This window comes from Mesorhizobium sp. B2-5-7 (genome assembly GCF_006440875.1).
GTDB classification, from domain to species: Bacteria; Pseudomonadota; Alphaproteobacteria; order Rhizobiales; family Rhizobiaceae; genus Mesorhizobium; species Mesorhizobium australicum.
Map to the genome: position 1 here is coordinate 633,910 of NZ_VFUO01000002.1, position 19,581 is coordinate 653,490.

Below are 19,581 nucleotides of genomic sequence, written 5' to 3' on the forward strand. Positions count from 1 at the left end.
CATGAAGACCGACGATCTCATCAAGGCGCTCGACGCCGATGCCCGCAGCAAGGCGATGCCATTGCGCTCGGCCTGGTGGCTGGCGGCTGGCGCGGCCGCCTTGGTCGCGGCCGCTGTCTTCATGATGACGATCGGGCCGCGCCCCGATTTCATGGTGGCCGCGCACACGGTGCGTTTCCTGTCCAAATTCGTTTTCACCATCGTGCTCGCCATCAGCGCCTTTGCCCTGATCCGTGCCCTGTCGACGCCGGGCGCGGCGACAGGCCGGGCTATGGCGGCGATGATCGCGGCGCCGCTGCTGGTCGCGGTGGCCGTGGTGCTGGAGCTCTTCATGGTGCCGCAGGCCCTGTGGAGCACGCGCATGATCGGCTCGAACATGATGATCTGCATGGGCTTCATCCCGCTGATCGGCATCGGCCCGCTGGCCATCTTCCTGTGGATGCTGCGCTATGGCGCGCCGACACGGCCGGTGCTTGCCGGCGCGGTCGCGGGGCTGCTTGCCGGCGCGCTGGCGGCGACTTTCTATGCGGCGCACTGCTTCGACGATTCGCCGCTTTTCGTTGCCACCTGGTACACGATCGCCATCGCGGCTCTCGCTTTGCTTGGTGCGCTCGGCGGGCGGTTTTTCGTGCGCTGGTAGCAGGATACCCTCGCCTACACCCCGTGAATACCGATCCTTAATCATGCCGGCAATTGTTTGCCGGTTTTCCATGTCGCCTATGCCCTTGGCGCAACCTTTCCTTAAAATCGATCCTTCAGGGTTTTAACGGGAAAAAGCGATTGCCCACGGGGGTGGCACGAATCGTGACATTGCGAGGTATCATCGGGCCGGGACGGCACAAGCATGCAGCTCTGGCGCTGCTTGTGGCCGGTCTGGCCGTAGTGGCCGCCTCGCTTGTGCTGTCAGGACTGGACCTTGGCGCGCAAGCCCTCAGACTTTGCCTCCAAATATCGGTCGCTGTGACGGTCTGCGCGCTTTTCGCGGCCTATCTGTTCATCGGTCGAATCTCGGAGGATCGACGGCAGATCACGGACAGCGAGCAGCGGTTCCGCCGGGCCATGGAGGACTCGGCGATCGGCATCGCTATCGTCGGTCTCGACGGGCGTATTCTCCAGACCAATCCGGCCTTTGCCGCCATGCTTGGCTACAGCCGCGACGAGATCGAGGCGCTGACCTTCTTCCAGCTCACGCATCCCGACGATGTGCAGATCGGCAGCGAAACGATGGCCGGCCTGAAGGCGGGCACCGTCGATGCCTTTCACTTCGAGAAGCGTTATCTCAAGAAGGACGGCACACCCGTCTGGGCTCATCTTGCCGGCTCGGTTATTCGCGACGAGAAAAGCGGCCGGCCACTCTATCTCGTCTCGCAGATCGAGGACATCGACGCGCGCAAACAGGCCGAGGCGCGCATCACAGAGGCCGAAACGCGCTGGAACTTCGCGCTGGCCGGCGCCGGTCAAGGTGTCTGGGATTTCGACATGCGCAAGGGGGGCACCACCTATTCCTCCACCTGGGTCAAGATGCTGGGCTACGGGGATGGCGAGCTCGATGGTGACCCCGATCGCTGGCTGACGATGATCCATCCAGACGATCGCGCCACGGTCGCGGAGGCCGATCGCGCCCATCTCGCCGGCGAGACGGAATTTTTCGAAGCCGAGTTCCGCATGCGCCACAAGGACGGCCGCTGGATCTGGATCCTCGACCGCGGCAAGGCCATCGAGCGCGATGCGGACGGACACCTGGTCAGAGCGATCGGCAGCTTGATGGACATCACCCGGCGAAAGCAGGCCGAAGAACGGCTCATCGTCTCGGCGGCGATGCTGGCCGACGAGAAGGAGCGGCTGAGGGTGACGCTGCAATCGATCGGGGATGCCGTCATCTGCACCGATGCCGCGAACCGCGTCACTTTCATGAACCCGGTGGCCGAAAAGTTGACCGGCGTTTCCAGTGACGATGCGCTGGGCAAGACGCTGAGCCATGTCTACTGGGCAGTCGACGAGGAGACCGGCCACAGGATCGGGATGACGCGGCCGGTGACAGGCGAAGAGGCGCGCTCCGACCAGAACAGCCGCGCGGTCCTCATCCGCCGCGACGACACGCGCTGCAGCATCCGCCAGGTCGTGTCGCCGATCCTCAACGAACGCAACGAATTCTGCGGTCTGGTGATCGTCTTCCAGGACTTCACCGATGCGCGTGCCCTGCAGCGACAGCTTGCCCATGCCGCCGCGCACGACGCACTGACGGGCCTTGCCAACCGCTCGAGCTTCATCCGCGCCATGGAGGGGATGGTCGATCAGGCGCGCAAGGACGGCACGACGACAGGGGGCCGCCATCAGTTCATGTTCATCGACCTCGACCATTTCAAGCTGGTCAACGACACGGGAGGTCACGCTGCCGGAGACGCCCTGCTGAAGCGGGTCGCTGACGCCGTGCGCGGCGTGCTTGGTCCTGAAGACATCGTCGCGCGCCTGGGTGGCGACGAATTCGCCGTGATCCTGAAATCGGCTTCCACCACCGACGCGAGGATCGCGGCGCGTTCCATCATCGATGCGATAGCGGGCCTGAACTTCACCTGGGATGGCCGGCCGCACGGGATCGGCGCCAGCATCGGGTTGACCGCGATCTGCGCCAATTGCGGCGAAGTCGACGAGATCATCGCAAGGGCCGACGCCGCTTGCTATGCAGCCAAGGCCGCCGGCCGGGGATGCGTTTCGGTGGCGCCGGACGGCAAGGTCAGCGACGATGACAGGTCAGAACCGCCCAAGCCACTCGCCGCGGCCTCGTGAGCGGCAATCACGTCAGCGCGTCGGAACGGGATGCTCGCCGCGATAATCGTAGAAGCCGCGCCCGGTCTTGCGGCCGAGCCAGCCGGCCTCGACATATTTGACCAGCAGCGGGCAAGGCCGGTACTTCGAATCCGACAGGCCGTCATGCAGCACCTGCATGATCGACAGGCAGGTATCCAGGCCGATGAAATCGGCAAGCTGCAGCGGTCCCATCGGATGGTTGGCGCCGAGCCGCATGGCGGTGTCGATGGCATCGACCGAGCCGACGCCCTCATAGAGCGTGTAGATCGCTTCGTTGATCATCGGCAGAAGGATGCGGTTGACGATGAAGGCCGGGAAATCTTCCGAGACGGTGATCGTCTTGTCGAGCTGCTTCACATAGGTCTTGGCCGCCTCGAAGGTCTGGTCCTCGGTGGCGATGCCGCGCACCAGTTCGACCAGCTTCATCAGCGGTACCGGGTTCATGAAATGTATGCCGATGAACCGCTCTGGCCGGTCGGTCTGGGCAGCTAGCCGTGTGATCGAAATCGACGAGGTGTTGGTCGCCAGGATCGCTTCGGGATTGAGCTGAGGACAGAGCTGCGCATAGATCTTGCGCTTGACGGTTTCGTCCTCGGTCGCCGCTTCGATCACCAGATCGGCGCCGGCGAGATCGGCCATCGTCGGTGCCGACGCGATGCGTGCCATGGCCTGATTGCGCAGCTTCTCGTCGAGCTTGCCGGACCCCACCTGACGGGCCATGTTGCCGCTGATTGTGGCAATGCCCTTCTCGATGCGGTCGGGCGATATATCGTAGATCAGCACCTTATAGCCCGAAAGCGCGGAGACGTGGGCGATGCCGCCGCCCATCTGGCCCGCACCAATGATGCCGATCGTCTCGATCTTGCTCATTACCCGATCCCGTCCGGAGCGTTTTTCGCTGGATCGCGAACCGCCCCATCTCTTTGTTTTCCCGCAATTCCCGGCGCAAAAACCACTGCGCACTGCTGCTGGAATTGCTTTCAGCCTTTGTGGCCTGCTTATTGTGCGGTGCAAACTAAAAGGGTGGGGCGACTTCGTCTACCCCACCCTTCGCAATTTAATACGGTTGCGCGGAAGCGTCAAAGCGCCTTCTGCAACTCCGGCAGGATGACGAAGAGGTCGCCGACGAGGCCGTAATCGGCGACCTGGAAGATCGGCGCTTCCTCGTCCTTGTTGATGGCGACGATGACCTTGGAATCCTTCATGCCGGCAAGGTGCTGGATGGCGCCGGAGATGCCGACCGCGATGTAGAGATCGGGGGCGACGACCTTGCCGGTCTGGCCGACCTGCCAGTCGTTCGGCGCGTACCCGGCATCGACGGCGGCGCGGGAGGCGCCGACGGCGGCACCGAGCTTGTCGGCGACCGGCAGGATGACCTCCTGGAATTTCTCCGAGGAACCGAGCGCGCGGCCGCCCGAGATGATGATCTTGGCCGAGGTCAACTCCGGACGGTCGGTCTCCGACAGCTTGTTCTCGACGAAGGTGGACAGGCCGGGATTGGCTGCCGCATTGACCGTCTCGACCGAAGCCGAGCCACCGTCGGGCGCGGCCTGGAAGGAGGCGGTGCGCACGGTGATGACCTTCTTGGCGTCGCTCGACTGCACCGTCTGGATGGCGTTGCCGGCATAGATCGGCCGCTTGAAGGTATCGGGCGAGACCACTTCGATGATCTCGGAGACCTGCGCGACATCGAGCAGGGCCGCCACGCGCGGCGCGATGTTCTTGCCGGCCGACGTCGCCGGCGCGATGACCGTGTCGTAGGCGCCAGCCAGCGAGACGACCAGTGCCGCCGTCGGCTCGGCCAGGCGCTCGGCGAGTTCGTCGGCTTCGGCGAGCAGCACCTTGCTCACGCCCTTCAGTTTCGCTGCTGCGTCGGCGGCAGCCCTGGCGCCTTTGCCGGCCACCAGCACATGAACGTCCGAGCCGATCTGCAGGGCGGCCGAAAGCGCTTTGGCGGTCTGGTCGGAAAGGGTGGCGTTGTCGTGTTCAGCGATGAGGAGAATTGCCATGTTGTCTGTTCCTTCCGATCTCAGAGCACGCCGGCTTCGTTCTTGAGCTTGTCGACCAGTTCGGCGACGCTCTTGACCTTGACACCCGCCTTGCGGCCGCTCGGCTCCTCGGTCTTGATGACCTTGAGGCGTGGCTTGACGTCGGCGCCGTAATCGGCCGGGCTCTTCTCGTCGAGCGGCTTCTTCTTGGCCTTCATGATATTGGGCAGGGAGGCATAGCGCGGCTGGTTGAGGCGAAGGTCGGCGGTGACGATCACCGGCATCTTCAGCTCCACCGTCTGCAGGCCGCCGTCGACTTCGCGCGTCACCTTGGCATGATCGCCCTCGATCACGACCTTGGAGGCGAAGGTGCCCTGCGCCCAGCCGAGCAGGGCCGCCAGCATCTGGCCGGTCTGGTTGGAATCGTCGTCGATCGCCTGCTTGCCGAGAATGACAAGGCCTGGCTGTTCCGCCTCGACGACGCCCTTCAGCACCTTGGCAACACCGAGCGGCTCGGTCTGCTCGTCGGTCTTGACCAGGATGGCGCGGTCGGCGCCCATGGCGAGCGCGGTGCGCAAGGTTTCCTGCGCCTGCTGCGGACCGATCGACACGACGATGATCTCTTCGGCCTTGCCGGCTTCCTTGATCCGGATCGCCTCTTCCACCGCGATCTCGTCGAACGGGTTCATCGCCATCTTGACGTTGGCCAGTTCCACCGCCGAACCATCAGCCTTCACGCGCACCTTGACGTTCGCGTCCACAACCCGCTTCACGGGCACAAGGATCTTCATTTGCCTGTCACCTCTTCACGCTAGTTGGGCGCGCTATAGCAGCCTGCGCCCCTTCTGAGTTGTCGAAAGCCGACATTCCTGACTGAATTCCGGCCAGACGGAATTCTGGCCGGATGGAAATTCTGGTCTTTGCCCGCCCTGGCTGCTCCTTAAACGCCTTGGGCCGCGGCGGAGACGTTTCCGTAATTGTGGCAACCCCTGCCGTCAATACGCTGAAAGCCGCTCAAATCGGTTCAGTTTGGGCCAGAAGGATTTCCACGTCCCCAGCGCGTCGTGGTGGCGGCCGTTTGGGGCGCCGCTGGTTCGCCGACCACCGGCGGCTGTTCAGGGCTCGGTACCACGGCATCCTCGTCGGCGGGTGCGAACAGCGGCACGCCGCGGCTGCGCAGGACCAGCACCAGAACCGCGCCGGCAATGATGCCGCCGATGTGGCAGGCCCAGGATATCTGATCCTCGCCGCCGGCCGCGAACATCACGATCTGGAACAGCACCCACAGGATGAGCGGAATAAAGGCTGGAATGCGCAAAGGGATGCGGGCGAAGGCAAGCACCCACACCTTCACCCTGGGATAGAGGATCAGGTAGGCGACGACCACGCCGGCGATGGCACCCGACGCGCCGATCAGCGGCGCCTGCGAATCCCAGGCGACCAGCCCCTGGAAGGCGGCTCCGGCGATGGCGCACAGCAGATAGAAGATCAGGTAGCGGATGTGGCCGAGCGCGTCCTCGACATTGTCGCCGAAAACCCAAAGGAACAGCATGTTGCCGCCGAGATGGAAAATATCGGCATGCAGGAAGGAATAGGTGAGATAGCTCAGGCTCTCGGGGATGATGACAAAGCGGGGGTCGAGTTCGGCCGTGTCGTGAACGACGGACGGGATGAAGCCGAGACCAAGCACGGCGGCATTGGTGAAGTTCTCGCCGCCGAGCGCCGTGGCGCAATAGATCACGGCGTTGGCGACAATCAGACCGATGGTCACATATTGCAGCCTGATGTGGCGCAGCCTGTTGGTGTCGTAAAGCGGGATGAACATCGGTCGCCGGCCCCTCCCGCCTCTGGTCCGTTCAGCGGTTCTTGCCGGGAACCCATAGCACGTCGGCATTTCCGTTGTCATTGACCGCCCGGGCGGCGACAAACAGGAAATCCGAGACGCGGTTGATGTATTTCAGCCCGTCGCGGTTGACGTGTTCGGCCGGGTCCTGAGCCAGGGCGACCATCAGCCGCTCGGCGCGCCGTGCCACCGTGCGGGCGAGATGAAGCGCCGCCGCTGCCGGCGTGCCGCCGTTCAGCACGAAGGATTTCAGCGGCTGGAGCTTCTTGTTGAGGACGTCGATATCGTGCTCGACACGGTCGGTCTGCGTGGCAACGATGCGCAACGGCTCGTAGCCAAGCGGCTTGCCGTCATCAGGCACGGCGAGGTCGGCGCCGAGGTCGAAGAGATCGTTCTGGATGCGCGAGAGCATGGCGTCGATCGCCTGGTAGCTCTGTTCGGTATGCACGCGAGCCATGCCGATGCAGGCATTGGCTTCGTCGACCGTGCCGTAGGCGTCCACCCTGAGATCGGATTTCAGCCGCCGCTCACCAGTGCCAAGGCCCGTAGTGCCATCATCGCCGGTGCGGGTGTAGATCTTGTTGAGCTTGACCACATCGCCTCCCGAAAAGCCTCACTTGCGGGTGAAATACACGGCCAGCAGGATCAGCGCCAGCGCCACGGCCTGCAGCAGGACGCGGGCCTGCATCAGCTTGTTGGAGGTCACACCGGAGCCGCCGCGCATCATGTTGATGAGCCCCCTGATCAGCACGACCACCACGGCGGCCATGACCAGAATGGCAAGGATGTTGAAGGCAGTGGCCATTTTTGCGTTTCCAGTTCTTTGCTTGTTCAGGCGCGCTTGGCGAGCAGGCGGTGGAGCATCGAGGCCGGCAGGATGCGTTTAAGCATGGCGCCGATCCTGGCCGACATTGTTACCACATAGTGCGGGCGCGGGCGCCGCGACAGAAGTGCATGGCGGAGCACCTTGTGGACCACTTCAGGCCCGGGCTTCCGCGTCGATTGGCTGCCGCCGGCGCGCATGCGCTCCACTTGCGCGGCATAGTCGGCGCGATGCGCGGAATTCTCATGGTCGATATTCCTGAGGAACCAGGGCAGGCCATTGCTGGCGATCTTCGATTTCACCGGCCCCGGCTCGATCAGCGAGACATGGATGCCGCTGCCGGCCAGTTCCTGGCGCTGGCACAGCATCAGGGCCTCCAAGGCATGCTTGGAGGCCGAATAGGCGCCGCGGAAGCGCACAGGCACGAGACCGAGGATCGACGAGCAATGGACGAGGCGGCCGTGGCCCTGGCGTCGCATCACCGGAACCAGGCGGCGGGTCAGGTCGTGCCAGCCGAAGAAATTGGCCTCGAACTGCTCCCTGAGCGCCGCAACGGGCAGATCCTCGACGGCGCCTGCCTGCGCGTAGGCGCCGTTGTTGAACAGCGCGTCGAGCCTGCCGCCGGTGCGGTCGAGCACCGCCGTCACCAGGGCGGCTATTGAGTCCGGTTCGCTATAGTCGAGGTAAAAAGCCTCGACGCCGTCGACTTCGAGGGCGGCGATGTCCTCCGGCTTGCGCGCCGTCGCGAACACCCGCCAGCCCTCAGCCTTCAATGCACGGGTGCAATAGGCGCCTATGCCGGAAGATGCACCGGTGACGATGATGGTGCGCAACTCTGCCGCTGGAGAATTCGGGGTTTGACGAAGGGTTGCCATTTGCCGCATTCATTTCCCATATTCGCGGCGTCGAGACAATCGAGGGGAGCGCGCGTCCTTGCTGCGGAACATTGTCGCCCTGCGCCGCGTGCTCTACGACGCGCTCGGCCACTTCAATACCGATGACGGCTGGGCGATGGCCAGCCATCTGGCGATCACTTCGCTGATGGCGCTGTTTCCATTCCTGATCTTCGCCACGACGCTGGGGAGCTTCCTTGGTGCCCAGGCCTTTGCCGACACAGCCGTGCACCTGGTCTTCGACACTTGGCCGGACCAGATCGCCAAGCCGATCGCGCACGAGGTGCTGAACGTGCTGACCGTCAGGCGCAGCGATCTGTTGACTTATGGCGTGCTGCTTGCCGCCTACTTTGCCTCCAACGGCATCGAGGCGCTGCGCACCTCGCTCAACCGCGCCTATCGGGTCACGGAAACGCGCGGCATCATCTATCGCCGGGTGCAAAGCATCTTCTTCGTGCTGATCGCTACCGCCGGGTTCCTGGCGATAAGCGTGCTGCTGGTGTTCGCGCCCCTGCTGGCGCGGTTGGCGGAAGCCCATTTCGAATGGATCAAACCCTATACGGGCACGATCACGCTGTGGCGGTACGTCATCGCCTCAACCGTCATCATCGGCGGACTGTTTGCCGTCCATTACTGGCTGCCGGCCGGCAAGCGCCGTTTCGTCTCGCTGATACCCGGCATCATCTTCACACTGGCCGCATGGCTTATCGGCTCGACCATGTTCGCCACCTATCTCGACCATTTCTCGTCCTATGTGACGACCTATGCCGGTCTCGCCTCGATCATGATCGCGGTGGTCTTCCTCTACATCGTCTCGGCGATCTTCATCCTCGGCGGCGAGCTCAACGCCGCGATCAGCCGTTATCTAGAGGCGCGTGCCCGGGTCGGCTGAAGTTTGCCTGTTCGGGCGGTTGCCAGGCCCACGCCGAAAGTGGTGATGGCCATGCCGACGATCTGCAGCGCGTTGAGCTGCTCGTTGAACAAGGCCCAGGCGATGACGGCCGTCACCGCCGGCACCAGGTAGAACAACGAGGCCACTTTCGACATCTCGCCGTCGCGGATCATCACCATCAGAAGAAAGATGGCGCCGAGCGACAGCACCAGCAGCAGCCAGGCCATGGCGAAGACCAATTCGCCATTGATGACGACGGTTTGCGTTTCAAAGGCAAGCGAAGCCAGGATCATCAGCGAAGCGCCGCCGACATATTGCCACATGGTAGCCGCCACGAGGTCGCCGCCGGACGCAAAACGCTTTTGCCAGATCGTGCCGGCGCTCATTCCGAGCACCGAGACCAGCGAGGCGGCCAGCGTCGCCGCCGTCACCCCGCCACCGAGCGCCCCGAGTTTCGGCCACAGCACGATGACGATGCCGACCAGCCCGATAGCGAGGCCAAGCCAGTGGCGCGGCAGGATGGCCTCGCCCAGAACCTTGCCGGCAAGCACCGCGGTGATCAGCGGCTGCAGGCCGACGATCAGGGCCGAAAAGCCGGCCGGCATGCCTCGATGGATGGCCCAGAAGACGGCGCCGAGATAGATGCCATGCATCAGCACGCCGGCGCCGGTGGCATGCAGCGCCTCCTCGCGGGTGGCTCGTTTCGAGCCCAGCACCAGCATGAGCACGGCCAGCAGGATGGCGGCGAGCACGAAGCGCGCGGCGAGGAAGGTGAACGGCTCCGCCCATGGCATGGCGTAACGCGCGCCGATGAAGCCGGTCGCCCACAGGACAACGAAGGTGGCGGGGATGAACCGCTTGATGCTGGACATTTTCCGGGATCGCCGCGCTGGTGAGAATTAACCGTGAGGATGCTCTAGTCCTGTTCAACCCCGCGCGCAAAACGAAACGATTGATCCATGCGTCAAGGGGGTTGAACGGGTGGCGTGTCCGGAGAGCGTTTCTCCTGATATAATGCTGGTCAAAGCCCTACCATCCTTCTGATTTCTTCCGGCGAAGCGCCTGCATCGCGCAAGGCGGCAAGGCCGGTATCCCTCAGGCTCTTCGACAGTTTTCGCCCATCCGGCCCGAGGATCAGCCGATGATGGAAATAGGCGGGTGGCTGCAATCCCAGAATCTCCTGCAGCAGGCGCTGCACCCCGGTCGCGGAAAACAGGTCCTGTCCGCGCACGACATGGCTGACGCCTTGCAGGGCATCATCGATGACTACGGCGAGGTGGTAGCTGGTCGGGATGTCGCGGCGCGCCACGATAACGTCGCCCCAATCCTGGGGACGCGCCTCGACGGAGCGCGTCGTGGATAGCGTCTCATCGCTGAATTCGGCCCATGCTAGGTCCCTGCCGGCACGCGCCATGGCGGCGCCGACGTCCAGCCGCCAGGCGAAGGGCGCATTCTCGGCAATCCGCCGCTTGCGTTCCTTCATCGAAAGCGCCTTGTCGGCCGGGGGATAAAGCGGCACACCGTCGGGATCGCGCGGCCAGTCGCGCCCGCGCTTTTCGCCATCGGCGATGAAGGCGCGTATCTCGCCGCGGCTCATGAAGGCGGGATAGACGAGTTCCTCGCGGATCAGGCGCCCGAGCACCGTTCCATATTCTGCAAAATGCTCGGACTGGCGGCGCACGGGCCTTTCCCAGTCGAGGCCCAGCCATTTCAGATCGGCGATCATGCCCGCCTCGAACTCTGGCGCGCAGCGCGTGGTGTCGATATCCTCGATGCGCAGCAGCAAGCGGCCGCCACTGGTATTTGCGAGCTTCTGGTTGAGCAGCGCCGAATAGGCGTGGCCCAGATGCAGTTCGCCGTTGGGGCTGGGCGCGAAGCGGAATGTCAGGAGCGTCATGTCTCGAGCGGCAATCGGGTTGTGCTGTGGTTTTGGCGGTTGCTACCTTGCTGCACATCTTCGGACAAGGATACCATGCAGCGCATCGCGACACTGGACGACGTTGAGCGGGGGCTGGACGCGCTTTGCCTCATCGACCCGCGCCTGGGGAAAGTGCGCGGCATGGCCGGCGAGGTGCCGCTCAGGCTTTCGGAGCCGGGCTTCAGGAGCCTGGCCTCGATCATCGTCTCGCAGCAGGTGTCGCGGGCGAGCGCCGATGCGATCTTCGGCCGGCTGACGAAACTCGTCGATCCGCTGACGCCGCGGGCGATCCTTGCCGCCGGCGAGGACATGTTTCGCGAGGCCGGCCTGTCGCGGCCCAAGCAGCGCGGCCTGATCGCGGTCGCCCAGGCCGTGGCCGATGGGCTCGATCTGCATCACCTCTGTTCGCTCGATGCCATGGAGGCGATCGCCAGGATGACGGCGGTGCCCGGTATCGGTCCGTGGACGGCGGAAGTGTATCTGTTGTTTGCGGCCGGGCATCCCGACATTTTCCCGGCGCGCGACGTCGCCCTGCAGAGCGCTGTCGGCCATGCGCTCGGCATCGACCCTCGTCCAGCGGAGAAAACACTGATCGCGCTGGCCGAATCATGGAGCCCGTGGCGAGGTGTCGCATCGCGGCTTTTCTGGTCCTATTATCGCGAAACCAGGGGCCGGGACGCCGCGCCGCCGGCCTGAATCCGCAAGAAAGCCTAAAAATCATGTGTTTTTGGCGCTTCGTGCCAGCGACAATCCGCTTCACATCCCTGTCATGTCAGGCTTACAGTATCCACGCCGAACGGTTCTAGAACTAGGAGGTCAACAAGGTGACGGTTGCCGTATCTCCGGATGGGCTTCCAGCGCTGGTGCTGAATGCGGATTACCGTCCGCTCAGCTATTACCCCTTGTCGCTCTGGTCCTGGCAGGACGCCATCAAGGCGGTGTTCCTCGACAGGGTGAACATCGTGGCCGAATACGAGCACGCCGTATCCTCGCCGACCTTCTCGATGAAGCTGCCGAGCGTGGTTAGCCTGAAGGCCTATGTGAAGCCGTCCAGGCATCCGGCCTTCACCCGTTTCAACGTCTTCCTGCGCGACCGTTTCCAGTGCCAGTATTGCGGTACCCCCGAGGACCTGACCTTCGACCATGTCATCCCGCGTCACCGTGGCGGCGCCACGACATGGGAGAATGTCGTGGCCGCCTGTTCGCCCTGCAATCTGAGGAAGGGCGGCATGATGCCGGCTCACGCCAAGATGTGGCCGCTGCAGAAGCCGTTTCAGCCGACGGTGCATGATCTGCACAATAACGGCCGCCTGTTCCCGCCCAACCATCTGCATGAAAGCTGGATGGATTATCTCTACTGGGATGTCGAACTGGAGCCTTGAGTTCGTTCGAAGAATTCGGGAGGTTGGCCGTCTGGAGCAATTGTCTGCGCTTCCGATGTTCACGGACCAAATGTCCGCTGCGCTTCGGTTCTCGACAGTCACTCCATGCGACACAGCCTGCCGAATTCTTTGAACGATCTCGCGTCGGCTCTGTAGCTCAATCGCGGGCCAGCGCGCCACGGAAGGCGACGGCGGCGAGGATAAGGCTGGCAATGGCGTTCCAGCCGGCCAGTGACAGGCCGAGAATGCGCAAGGCGGCCTTGTCGCAGGAGGGCGGCACGAATTTGTCAAGCGCGTCGAGGACGCCCTTGCCGCCGGTGTCGACCGGGCCGGCGCCCGCGGTGCAATCGGCCGGGCCCTGCCACCAGGCCCATTCGACGCCGGAGTGATAGACGCCGAGATAGAGCCCGTACAGCATCAAGAGGCCGCCAATGCCCAGCAGGCCGCGCGTCACCCATGCCGGTGCGCGCAGCATCGATGCGATCGCCGCCAGCACCATCAAGGGCACGCCGATGTAATACGGCGTGCGCTGTTCCAGGCAGAGGTGGCAGGGGATGTAGCCGCCAATGTGCTGGAAGCCGAGCGCCGAGCCAACGGTCGCTGCCATCGCGACGGCGAGAAACAGGGCCGCGCGTGTCCGCTGGCGGCCGGTATCGGCATTCATGGTCGCTGTCATGGCGTCTTTCGTCCGTTGTGTTCGCCGTCCGCAAGGTCTGCTCGCCGCGCCGCCAAAACCGTTGCGCGGTTTTAAGCATCAAACCTCAGAGGGCGTATTTGATCAGAATATAGAGCAAAATCAGGGCGACAGCGGCGGCGCCGACGATCAGGCCCAGGCGCTTTTCGATGAATTCGCGGATTGGCTCGCCATAGCGGCGCAAAAGCCACGCCAGCAGCAGGAAGCGGGCGCCGCGCGCGATGATGGCCGAGACGGTGAAGACAACAAGGTTGATGTGGAGCGCGCCGGCCAGAATAGTGACCACCTTGATCGGCGGCAGGTGCGCAACGCCGGATGTGACGAGCAGCACCAGCATTAGCCCGGTGCCGGAAGACTGCCACTTCTCGAACGTGGCAAGGCCGCCGAAGTGCTCCAGGATCGGCCGTGCTATTGTGTCGTAGGCATAGTAGCCGATCAGCCAGCCGGCGATGCCGCCCAGCACGGACGCAACGGTGGCGGTCAGCGCGTAGCGATAGGCGCGTTCCGGGCGCGCCAGCGCCATGGGCAGGAACAGAACGTCTGCCGGTATGAAGAACACCGAGCTCTCGACGAAAGCGATGAAGGCCAGCCACCATTCGGCGGATTTGCGCGCCGCCAGCGACAGGGTCCAGTCATACAGTCCGCGAAGCATCGGCTCTCCTATGGAACGGCCCGTCTGTCTAGAAAGGTTTTTCGCGCTGCACAATGGCTGCGGTCTTACAAATTGGAAAGGTGCCGTCTGGTCGCGGCAGAGGCTGGTTTGGAAATTGGCCTGTTGACGAACAGGCCTCCGACCGTATAGTCCGCGCCCATCCAGGCCGCGCGGCCTGAGCCCCTATGGCGGAATTGGTAGACGCGCTCGACTCAAAATCGAGTTCCGCAAGGAGTGCTGGTTCGATCCCGGCTAGGGGCACCATCCTTCAAAATCAGAGCAAAGCTTAGCCATTTTGGGGGCAGTTATCGCGGGAGGCGCTCAGGCCATGCTTGCCGCCGCCACTTAGCCACGGAACGAGAAGGCGGCATAGAAGAAGCTCGACATCCGAGAATCCGGTCTCGCAAACCAGATCCTCTTCGGCGCCGGAAAGCAGCGGCAAACGGCCGGCCATTTCTGCCCAGGCCGCGGCCTTCCCCAATCGACGTCGGCGAAGGCGGACGAACGCGCCAACCAGCGCTTCGCCGTTCCGTTCGGCACGCTGTGGTGGGCGACAACAAGGCGCGCGCCGGTTTCAGCCGCTCGCTTCTGTCGAGAAAGTGCAGCGTAAGCAGACATGTCGCGCCTGCTGCACTTTTCATCAGACGTGTGTATAAGACACATATTACTGAGTGAGGGCGCAGGTCGTTCCTTGCAACGTGCGACACTTGCTGTTGGGTTATGGTCTAATCCTTCATCGTATCGACGAGCATTCGCATCAAGCGGACTAGATCGTCGAAGTCCTTGCGGTCCCAGTCGGCGAATTTCGCAACGGCTATTTGCTCCCGCGCCGCATCCAGCGCGTCCGTCGCCGCTTTTCCCTGCGGTGTGACAACGGCCTCGCGAACTCTCTTGTCAGCGGCGCTCAAGCGCCGCGTGACCAGTCCCAGCTCCTCCAGTCGTGACACCTGTCGACTGACGGTCGTGTAATCGCGACCGACGCGGCCAGCCAGATCGACAACGCCGATCGGGCCAAGTCTCTCGACAAGAACGAGCAGCGGGAAGAGGGCACGCTCGAGCGTGAGGCCCGCCTTGGTGAGCAATTCCACATCCCGCTCGGGTCGGTTCATGATGGTGACGATGTCAATCAGCGAGCGATGCAGCTCGGGCAACAACACTTTAATATGTGCGTTATGCACTTTCTTTATTGACACCGGCTTGGCTCCCTTTAATATGTGCATTATGCACATTGGAGCCGAAAATGGAAGAGCGAGCTGAAATTGACGTCCTGATCTGCGGCGCGGGAGCGGCCGGGCTGACGCTGGCAATCGACTTGGCGAGGCGAGGCGTGTTGTTCCGCATCGTTGAGCAGATGGAACGTCCCTTCGCCGGCTCGCGCGGCAAGGGCTTGCAGCCACGCACGCAGGAGGTGTTCGAGGATCTGGGCATAATCGACCGCATCATGGCAGCCGGCGGTGTCTATCCGCCGATGAGGGAGTATCGCAGCGACGGCGGCTATGACGAAAAGGCAGTTTTCGAAGCGCCCGAACCCTCGCCCGACGTCCCCTATTTCATCGCGCTCATGATCCCGCAGTTCCTTACAGAGGGCGTGATGCGCGAGCGCCTCGCGGAGCTGGGCCATCGTGTCGAGTTCGGCACCGCATTGATCGACTTCGAGCAGGACGATGATGGCGTCAGCGCCCGCCTTAAGTCGTCTGGCGGCGAGGAGCGGGTCCATACGCGCTATCTGGTTGGTGCTGACGGCGGCCGCAGCTCGATCCGCAGTGCGCTGGGCATCGACTTTCCCGGCAAGACGCTGGGTGTCCGTGCAATCGTGGCGGATGCCCATCTGAGCGGACTCGACCGCGCTGCCTGGCACCAGTTCAATGACGGCGACATGGAGCGGCTCGTCATGATCTGCCCGCTCGCCGGCACGGACCTGTTCCAGGTGCAGGCGCCGATCCCGCTGGACGGCGAGCCTGACCTTTCCGCGGATGGATTGACGCGGATGATCGCCGAGCGGACTGGCCGTAGCGACATCGATGTTCAGTCCGTGGCCTGGGCATCCGCCTACGCGATGAACGCGCGTCTGGCTGACCGCTACCGGGTCGGACGGGTTTTGCTAACCGGGGACGCCGCGCATATCCATCCGCCAACGGGCGGACAGGGCCTCAACACCAGCGTTCAGGACGCCTACAATCTCGGTTGGAAATTGGCCGCAGTCTTGGCTGGCGCCCCCGAAGGGCTGTTAGACACCTATGAGGAGGAGCGACGCGCCGTTGCGGCGGATGTCCTGGGGCTTTCGACCCAGTTGCTCGACCGTCAGCGCGAACAAGGCGGCATGCGGCGCGGCCGCGACACACATCAGCTCGACATCGGCTATCCCCACTCATCACTTTCTCACGACGGAGGTGGTCAGACGATACGCCCGCGGGCCGGTGAGCGCATGCCGGACGCGACCCTAACTGGCGCCGCTGGACAGCCCCGCCGTCTGTTCGACGTGATGACCGGCATGCACTGGACCCTGCTTCTATCGAGCCCTGACTACTGGCCGATCGTGGCTGCGCGCGCGGGCCTGCGAGTGGTCACGGTGGGCGAAGGCGCGGAACTGCGCGACCCCTCCAATCAGCTCAGCTTGGCCGAGGGCGGCTGCCTGCTCATCCGGCCGGACGGCTATGTCGGCGCCACTTTCGATGCCGCGAGTTCCACCCTGGTCGGTGACTATCTGGCGAAGGTACTTCCTTCCGAGAACGCCTGCTCTCAGTCAAACGGGAGGGTCGACGTTGCACCAACATGACGGACTTGCGAGATCAGGACGGCCTGCGGAGGCCGTCCCCGGACACGACAGCCGCTGGAACGCATGTCGGCCGTTCGACTGTCCTAGGCCCGCCATGCCAGAGGACATTTCTGAATGGGATTGCAAGGCCGACCAGTAGTGCGACCCACCGGGCAGGTTGTCGCCATCTACGGTTTTGCATCACCCACCCCAGCGCGGGTCTAGCGCCGTCTGAGCAAACTCTTCATCCGGTTGCGCAGCAGGCGCGCCATGTTGCGGGTTTCGCGGTAGAGATGCAGCTGCGAGGCGGCCTGGCGGGCGAGACGGTCGGCGTCCCTTGTCAACCCGATCACCAATGTGCCGACCGGCTTGCGCTCGCTCCACAGCCGGCTCATCACCGGGTGGTCGGGCACGGCGCAGGAATCGGTCATCATGATGTTGGGATCGTCGAGATGCTGCCTGGTGACCTCGATCATCAGCAGCGTGCCCGGCGAATAGGCGGCCAGCCTCTCGTCATAGGCCGTCTTCCAGGTGTAGGCGACGCCAGCCTCGACGAAGACGATCAGGCAAGCGATGGTGCGGCCGTCGAGCGTCAGCGAATGGATGCGGCACATGTCCTGTTCGGCGAGCCGGTGCACCGCCTCGCGGGCGAAGGCGGCGCGGAAGCGGTCGATCGCCATGGCGGTGCGCTCGCGGCCTTTCCAGCCGGACGCCTCCAGCGTCAGGAAGTGCTCGATGGCGTGGCGGATTTCCTCGGGGCCGCGTGCCACGACATGTTCGAGCTTGCCGAGATCGCCGAGGCGCCGCTTCAGGCGGCGGAATTCGCGATAGTGGTGCGCGCGCAGCGAAGCCTTGAGATAATCGTCGCCGTCGAGTTCGCTCTCCAGCACCGGGCGTGAAGTCTGGCCCGTGGTGACCAGCGCCAGGCCACGCGTCTCGGCCACGGTGGCGACCAGGCTCGACACCGGACCGTCGAGCCTGATGTCGGGCAGGACCAGAACTTTCGGCAGCTTGAGATGCGGGCGCGACAGCATCGAGAAGAAGTCCTCGACCACGCCGACCGGATCGTCGCGGTCGATCAGCGGCGTGCCGAGCGGGCCGAATGGGCTCGACCAGGTGCGCATGACCGGCACGCCGAGCGGCACCACCGGCCGTTCCACCGAGATCGGCACCAGCAGCCGCAGCCGGTTGCGGTATTCATCGCCGTCGCGGATCACGGCAAGGCGCACCTCGCGATCTTCCAGCCGGGGCATGGCCGGCGCCAGGAAACGCGGGTTGAAGAAGACGTTCGGCTCGATCGTGCGGGCGCAGAGATAGTCCAGTTCCTCGACCAGGTCGAAGCCGGCCGACGCCGGGTAGATGGCGAGTTTGCGCTCGGGCCGGTTGTTGGCGAGGATCTCGATATGAGCGGGATCGGCGTCGCGCGCCAGCCCGGCAAGGCCGGACACCATGGCGCCGGCGGGACCGCCGCTGGTTTCCTCGAGCAGAGGGATGGCGGCCATCAGGCGGCTCCTTTGGCTGGCACGAAGATCGCCATGACGATGCCGAGCTTGCGCCAGACCGTGAAGGACAGTGCGCCGGCCTCGAAGATCATGGCAAAGGCGGTGGCCATGGCTGCGCCCCACAGGCCGAAAAGCGGGATCAGCACCACATTGAGCCCGATGTTGAAGGCCAGTGTCATGGCATAGACGGCGGCGCAGACATTCTGGTTGCCGCTCATGGTGAGCAGGCTTTCGCAGGGGCCAACGGCGGCGCGCGCCACGACGCCGAAGACGAGCAGGAACAGAAGCGGATAGCCCGATGTGAATTCGGGGCCGAACAGCACCAGCATCGGTTCGCCCAGCGCCAGCACCAGGAAAGCCATCAGCAGCGAGGGCCAGAAGGTCCACGATACCGTCTCGCGGGCGAAGGCGGCAAGCTTTTGCGGCTCGCCATGGGTGAACTGCGCGTAGCGCTGGGCAACGCCGGCCTTGACCGCGAAATAGACGAAATGCACCAGCGCCAGCGTCTTGACCGTGGCGAAATAGACGGCGACGTCATTGGGATCCATATAGGCGCCGACCATCAGCACATCGGCGTTGGTGAGCAGGAAGAAGAAGCTCTCGACCAGGAAGATCGGCAGCGAGACGACGAACCATTGCGCGAAATGCACTTTCATCGGGCCGGCCGGAATTTGCCTTTCCATGCGCTGGGTGACCCCGATGAGCTGGGTCAGCGTGGTGGCGTAGGTAGCGGCGATCGAGGCGAAGATCGCCGTCCGCGCGTCGGCGGCGTAGCCCGCCCAAAGCATCAGCGCCATGAACAGCAGGATCAGCACCGGCCGGATCAGGTAGGTCGGCGACAGCGCGAACAATGCCCATGAATTGGCGCGCGCCAGCCCTTGCAGCAAATCCGACAGCGCGATCATCGGCAGGCAGATGACGCCGAGGATGAACGGTATCACGTAGTAGTTTTCGATCCAGGGCGCGGCCAGCCAGACGCCGAGGGCGCCGAGCCCGGCGATGACCGTCGAGGCGATCAGCACGAACAGGCGGCTCGCAACGACGATGCCGCGCAATTCATCCATCAGGCCGCGCTCGCGGTATTCGGGGATGAAGCGGATGACCGATGTGTGGAAGCCGAGGCAGGCGAGGTTGCCGACGATGACCATCGTCACCCAGACCAGCACGAAGATGCCGTATTCGAAGGAACCCATCCAACGCGCCATCAGCACCTGGCTGATGAAGGCGATGACGGCACTGACGATGCGGATGGAGAAGGCGATGACCGACATGCGGCCGGCCTCGCCGCGTTCGTCGGCGGTGAACAGCACGGCGTCGAGGCGGCCAAGCAAAGGCTCCACGCGCAGCGCCAAACGCTGCGGCAAGAACCGCCCGGCAGTCGTGGCCGCGGAAAAGCGCACCCCGATTTCTCTCCGTTTTCCGCCTCTTTTC

The 19,581-nt window shown here is 63.8% G+C and carries 20 protein-coding genes and 1 tRNA gene; 7 read left to right on the top strand and 14 right to left on the bottom strand.

The features are described 5' to 3' along the window. Position 1 precedes the first annotated feature (1 nt). Together FJ543_RS10535 and FJ543_RS10540 are read left to right on the top strand one after the other, a co-directional pair. Complete coding sequence (locus FJ543_RS10535; protein WP_140823960.1) at positions 2-640, top strand: NrsF family protein; 639 nt, start codon at positions 2-4, stop codon at positions 638-640. Between the two features lie 164 nt (positions 641-804). Next, positions 805-2,787, top strand: a complete 1,983-nt coding sequence (locus tag FJ543_RS10540) for a PAS domain S-box protein (RefSeq protein WP_015315561.1) — start codon at positions 805-807, stop codon at positions 2,785-2,787. A 12-nt stretch (positions 2,788-2,799) separates the two neighbouring features. Here FJ543_RS10540 and FJ543_RS10545 read toward each other — a convergent pair whose 3' ends face one another. From FJ543_RS10545 to FJ543_RS10575, 7 genes are all read right to left on the bottom strand, one after another. Continuing rightward, positions 2,800-3,678: a 3-hydroxybutyryl-CoA dehydrogenase gene (locus FJ543_RS10545; RefSeq protein WP_015315562.1), complete on the bottom strand. Its 879-nt coding sequence runs from the start codon at positions 3,676-3,678 to the stop codon at positions 2,800-2,802. 209 nt (positions 3,679-3,887) lie between these two features. Continuing rightward, a complete protein-coding gene (locus FJ543_RS10550; RefSeq protein ID WP_140874981.1) occupies positions 3,888-4,817 on the bottom strand; it encodes an electron transfer flavoprotein subunit alpha/FixB family protein in 930 nt (309 codons plus the stop codon). A gap of 20 nt (positions 4,818-4,837) precedes the next feature. Next, positions 4,838-5,587, bottom strand: a complete 750-nt coding sequence (locus FJ543_RS10555) for an electron transfer flavoprotein subunit beta/FixA family protein (protein ID WP_140787732.1) — start codon at positions 5,585-5,587, stop codon at positions 4,838-4,840. A 233-nt stretch (positions 5,588-5,820) separates the two neighbouring features. After that, positions 5,821-6,621: a rhomboid family intramembrane serine protease gene (locus tag FJ543_RS10560; protein WP_015315565.1), complete on the bottom strand. Its 801-nt coding sequence runs from the start codon at positions 6,619-6,621 to the stop codon at positions 5,821-5,823. Between the two features lie 31 nt (positions 6,622-6,652). Beyond that, positions 6,653-7,234, bottom strand: coding sequence for a cob(I)yrinic acid a,c-diamide adenosyltransferase (locus FJ543_RS10565; RefSeq protein ID WP_015315566.1), 582 nt, complete (start codon positions 7,232-7,234; stop codon positions 6,653-6,655). 18 nt (positions 7,235-7,252) lie between these two features. Then, entirely contained in the window at positions 7,253-7,444 is a 192-nt protein-coding gene (locus tag FJ543_RS10570; protein ID WP_015315567.1) for a twin transmembrane helix small protein, read from the bottom strand. 26 nt (positions 7,445-7,470) lie between these two features. Continuing rightward, the gene (locus tag FJ543_RS10575) at positions 7,471-8,337 is read right to left on the bottom strand and encodes an SDR family oxidoreductase (RefSeq protein ID WP_140874983.1); all 867 of its coding nucleotides are present in this window, start codon (positions 8,335-8,337) and stop codon (positions 7,471-7,473) included. 58 nt (positions 8,338-8,395) lie between these two features. Between FJ543_RS10575 and FJ543_RS10580 the strand changes: the two genes are divergently transcribed. Beyond that, a complete protein-coding gene (locus FJ543_RS10580; RefSeq protein WP_015315569.1) occupies positions 8,396-9,247 on the top strand; it encodes a YihY/virulence factor BrkB family protein in 852 nt (283 codons plus the stop codon). Here FJ543_RS10580 and FJ543_RS10585 read toward each other — a convergent pair. Continuing rightward, positions 9,217-10,119, bottom strand: coding sequence for a DMT family transporter (locus tag FJ543_RS10585; protein ID WP_015315570.1), 903 nt, complete (start codon positions 10,117-10,119; stop codon positions 9,217-9,219). The two genes, FJ543_RS10580 and FJ543_RS10585, sit on opposite strands and share 31 nt — an antisense overlap. A gap of 149 nt (positions 10,120-10,268) precedes the next feature. After that, positions 10,269-11,144 carry a tRNA glutamyl-Q(34) synthetase GluQRS gene (gene gluQRS, locus FJ543_RS10590; RefSeq protein ID WP_140874985.1) on the bottom strand — a complete coding sequence of 292 codons (876 nt, stop codon included), beginning with the start codon at positions 11,142-11,144 and terminating at the stop codon, positions 10,269-10,271. A 75-nt stretch (positions 11,145-11,219) separates the two neighbouring features. On the opposite strand from gluQRS, the gene FJ543_RS10595 reads away from it, so the two are divergent. Both FJ543_RS10595 and FJ543_RS10600 read left to right on the top strand, forming a co-directional pair. Next, the gene (locus FJ543_RS10595; RefSeq protein WP_140874987.1) at positions 11,220-11,861 is read left to right on the top strand and encodes a DNA-3-methyladenine glycosylase; all 642 of its coding nucleotides are present in this window, start codon (positions 11,220-11,222) and stop codon (positions 11,859-11,861) included. Positions 11,862-11,989: 128 nt separating this feature from the next. After that, complete coding sequence (locus FJ543_RS10600; protein ID WP_006328497.1) at positions 11,990-12,547, top strand: HNH endonuclease; 558 nt, start codon at positions 11,990-11,992, stop codon at positions 12,545-12,547. Positions 12,548-12,704: 157 nt separating this feature from the next. Here FJ543_RS10600 and FJ543_RS10605 read toward each other — a convergent pair whose 3' ends face one another. Further along, entirely contained in the window at positions 12,705-13,223 is a 519-nt protein-coding gene (locus FJ543_RS10605) for a disulfide bond formation protein B (RefSeq protein WP_140874989.1), read from the bottom strand. Positions 13,224-13,308: 85 nt separating this feature from the next. After that, the gene (locus FJ543_RS10610) at positions 13,309-13,893 is read right to left on the bottom strand and encodes a YqaA family protein (RefSeq protein ID WP_140874991.1); all 585 of its coding nucleotides are present in this window, start codon (positions 13,891-13,893) and stop codon (positions 13,309-13,311) included. 179 nt (positions 13,894-14,072) lie between these two features. On the opposite strand from FJ543_RS10610, the gene FJ543_RS10615 reads away from it, so the two are divergent. After that, positions 14,073-14,157 (top strand) — tRNA-Leu (locus tag FJ543_RS10615). Between the two features lie 461 nt (positions 14,158-14,618). Here the strand turns inward: FJ543_RS10615 and FJ543_RS10620 are convergent. Beyond that, positions 14,619-15,086 (bottom strand): MarR family transcriptional regulator, encoded by a 468-nt coding sequence (locus FJ543_RS10620; RefSeq protein ID WP_015315575.1) that lies wholly within the window; start codon positions 15,084-15,086, stop codon positions 14,619-14,621. A gap of 47 nt (positions 15,087-15,133) precedes the next feature. Between FJ543_RS10620 and FJ543_RS10625 the strand changes: the two genes are divergently transcribed. Beyond that, positions 15,134-16,669 carry an FAD-dependent oxidoreductase gene (locus FJ543_RS10625; RefSeq protein WP_140874993.1) on the top strand — a complete coding sequence of 512 codons (1,536 nt, stop codon included), beginning with the start codon at positions 15,134-15,136 and terminating at the stop codon, positions 16,667-16,669. A gap of 200 nt (positions 16,670-16,869) precedes the next feature. Here the strand turns inward: FJ543_RS10625 and FJ543_RS10630 are convergent, their stop codons facing one another. Together FJ543_RS10630 and FJ543_RS10635 are read right to left on the bottom strand one after the other, a co-directional pair. Then, positions 16,870-18,150 carry a GNAT family N-acetyltransferase gene (locus FJ543_RS10630; RefSeq protein ID WP_140874995.1) on the bottom strand — a complete coding sequence of 427 codons (1,281 nt, stop codon included), beginning with the start codon at positions 18,148-18,150 and terminating at the stop codon, positions 16,870-16,872. Further along, positions 18,150-19,550 (bottom strand): lipopolysaccharide biosynthesis protein, encoded by a 1,401-nt coding sequence (locus FJ543_RS10635; RefSeq protein WP_015315578.1) that lies wholly within the window; start codon positions 19,548-19,550, stop codon positions 18,150-18,152. Before FJ543_RS10635 ends, FJ543_RS10630 begins: the two co-directional genes overlap by 1 nt. Positions 19,551-19,581 lie beyond the last annotated feature (31 nt).

What these genes read in the sequence shown, in the direction of transcription:
- FJ543_RS10555 (WP_140787732.1), bottom strand. Translation starts at nt 5,587, where the DNA reads ATGAAGATCCTTGTGCCCGTGAAGCGGGTTGTGGACGCGAACGTCAAG.
- FJ543_RS10585 (WP_015315570.1), bottom strand. Translation starts at nt 10,119, where the DNA reads ATGTCCAGCATCAAGCGGTTCATCCCCGCCACCTTCGTTGTCCTGTGG.
- FJ543_RS10545 (WP_015315562.1), bottom strand. Translation starts at nt 3,678, where the DNA reads ATGAGCAAGATCGAGACGATCGGCATCATTGGTGCGGGCCAGATGGGC.
- FJ543_RS10625 (WP_140874993.1), top strand. Translation starts at nt 15,134, where the DNA reads ATGGAAGAGCGAGCTGAAATTGACGTCCTGATCTGCGGCGCGGGAGCG.
- FJ543_RS10550 (WP_140874981.1), bottom strand. Translation starts at nt 4,817, where the DNA reads ATGGCAATTCTCCTCATCGCTGAACACGACAACGCCACCCTTTCCGAC.
- gluQRS (WP_140874985.1), bottom strand. Translation starts at nt 11,144, where the DNA reads ATGACGCTCCTGACATTCCGCTTCGCGCCCAGCCCCAACGGCGAACTG.
- FJ543_RS10560 (WP_015315565.1), bottom strand. Translation starts at nt 6,621, where the DNA reads ATGTTCATCCCGCTTTACGACACCAACAGGCTGCGCCACATCAGGCTG.
- FJ543_RS10595 (WP_140874987.1), top strand. Translation starts at nt 11,220, where the DNA reads ATGCAGCGCATCGCGACACTGGACGACGTTGAGCGGGGGCTGGACGCG.
- FJ543_RS10570 (WP_015315567.1), bottom strand. Translation starts at nt 7,444, where the DNA reads ATGGCCACTGCCTTCAACATCCTTGCCATTCTGGTCATGGCCGCCGTG.
- FJ543_RS10610 (WP_140874991.1), bottom strand. Translation starts at nt 13,893, where the DNA reads ATGCTTCGCGGACTGTATGACTGGACCCTGTCGCTGGCGGCGCGCAAA.
- FJ543_RS10575 (WP_140874983.1), bottom strand. Translation starts at nt 8,337, where the DNA reads ATGGCAACCCTTCGTCAAACCCCGAATTCTCCAGCGGCAGAGTTGCGC.
- FJ543_RS10630 (WP_140874995.1), bottom strand. Translation starts at nt 18,150, where the DNA reads ATGGCCGCCATCCCTCTGCTCGAGGAAACCAGCGGCGGTCCCGCCGGC.
- FJ543_RS10535 (WP_140823960.1), top strand. Translation starts at nt 2, where the DNA reads ATGAAGACCGACGATCTCATCAAGGCGCTCGACGCCGATGCCCGCAGC.
- FJ543_RS10605 (WP_140874989.1), bottom strand. Translation starts at nt 13,223, where the DNA reads ATGACAGCGACCATGAATGCCGATACCGGCCGCCAGCGGACACGCGCG.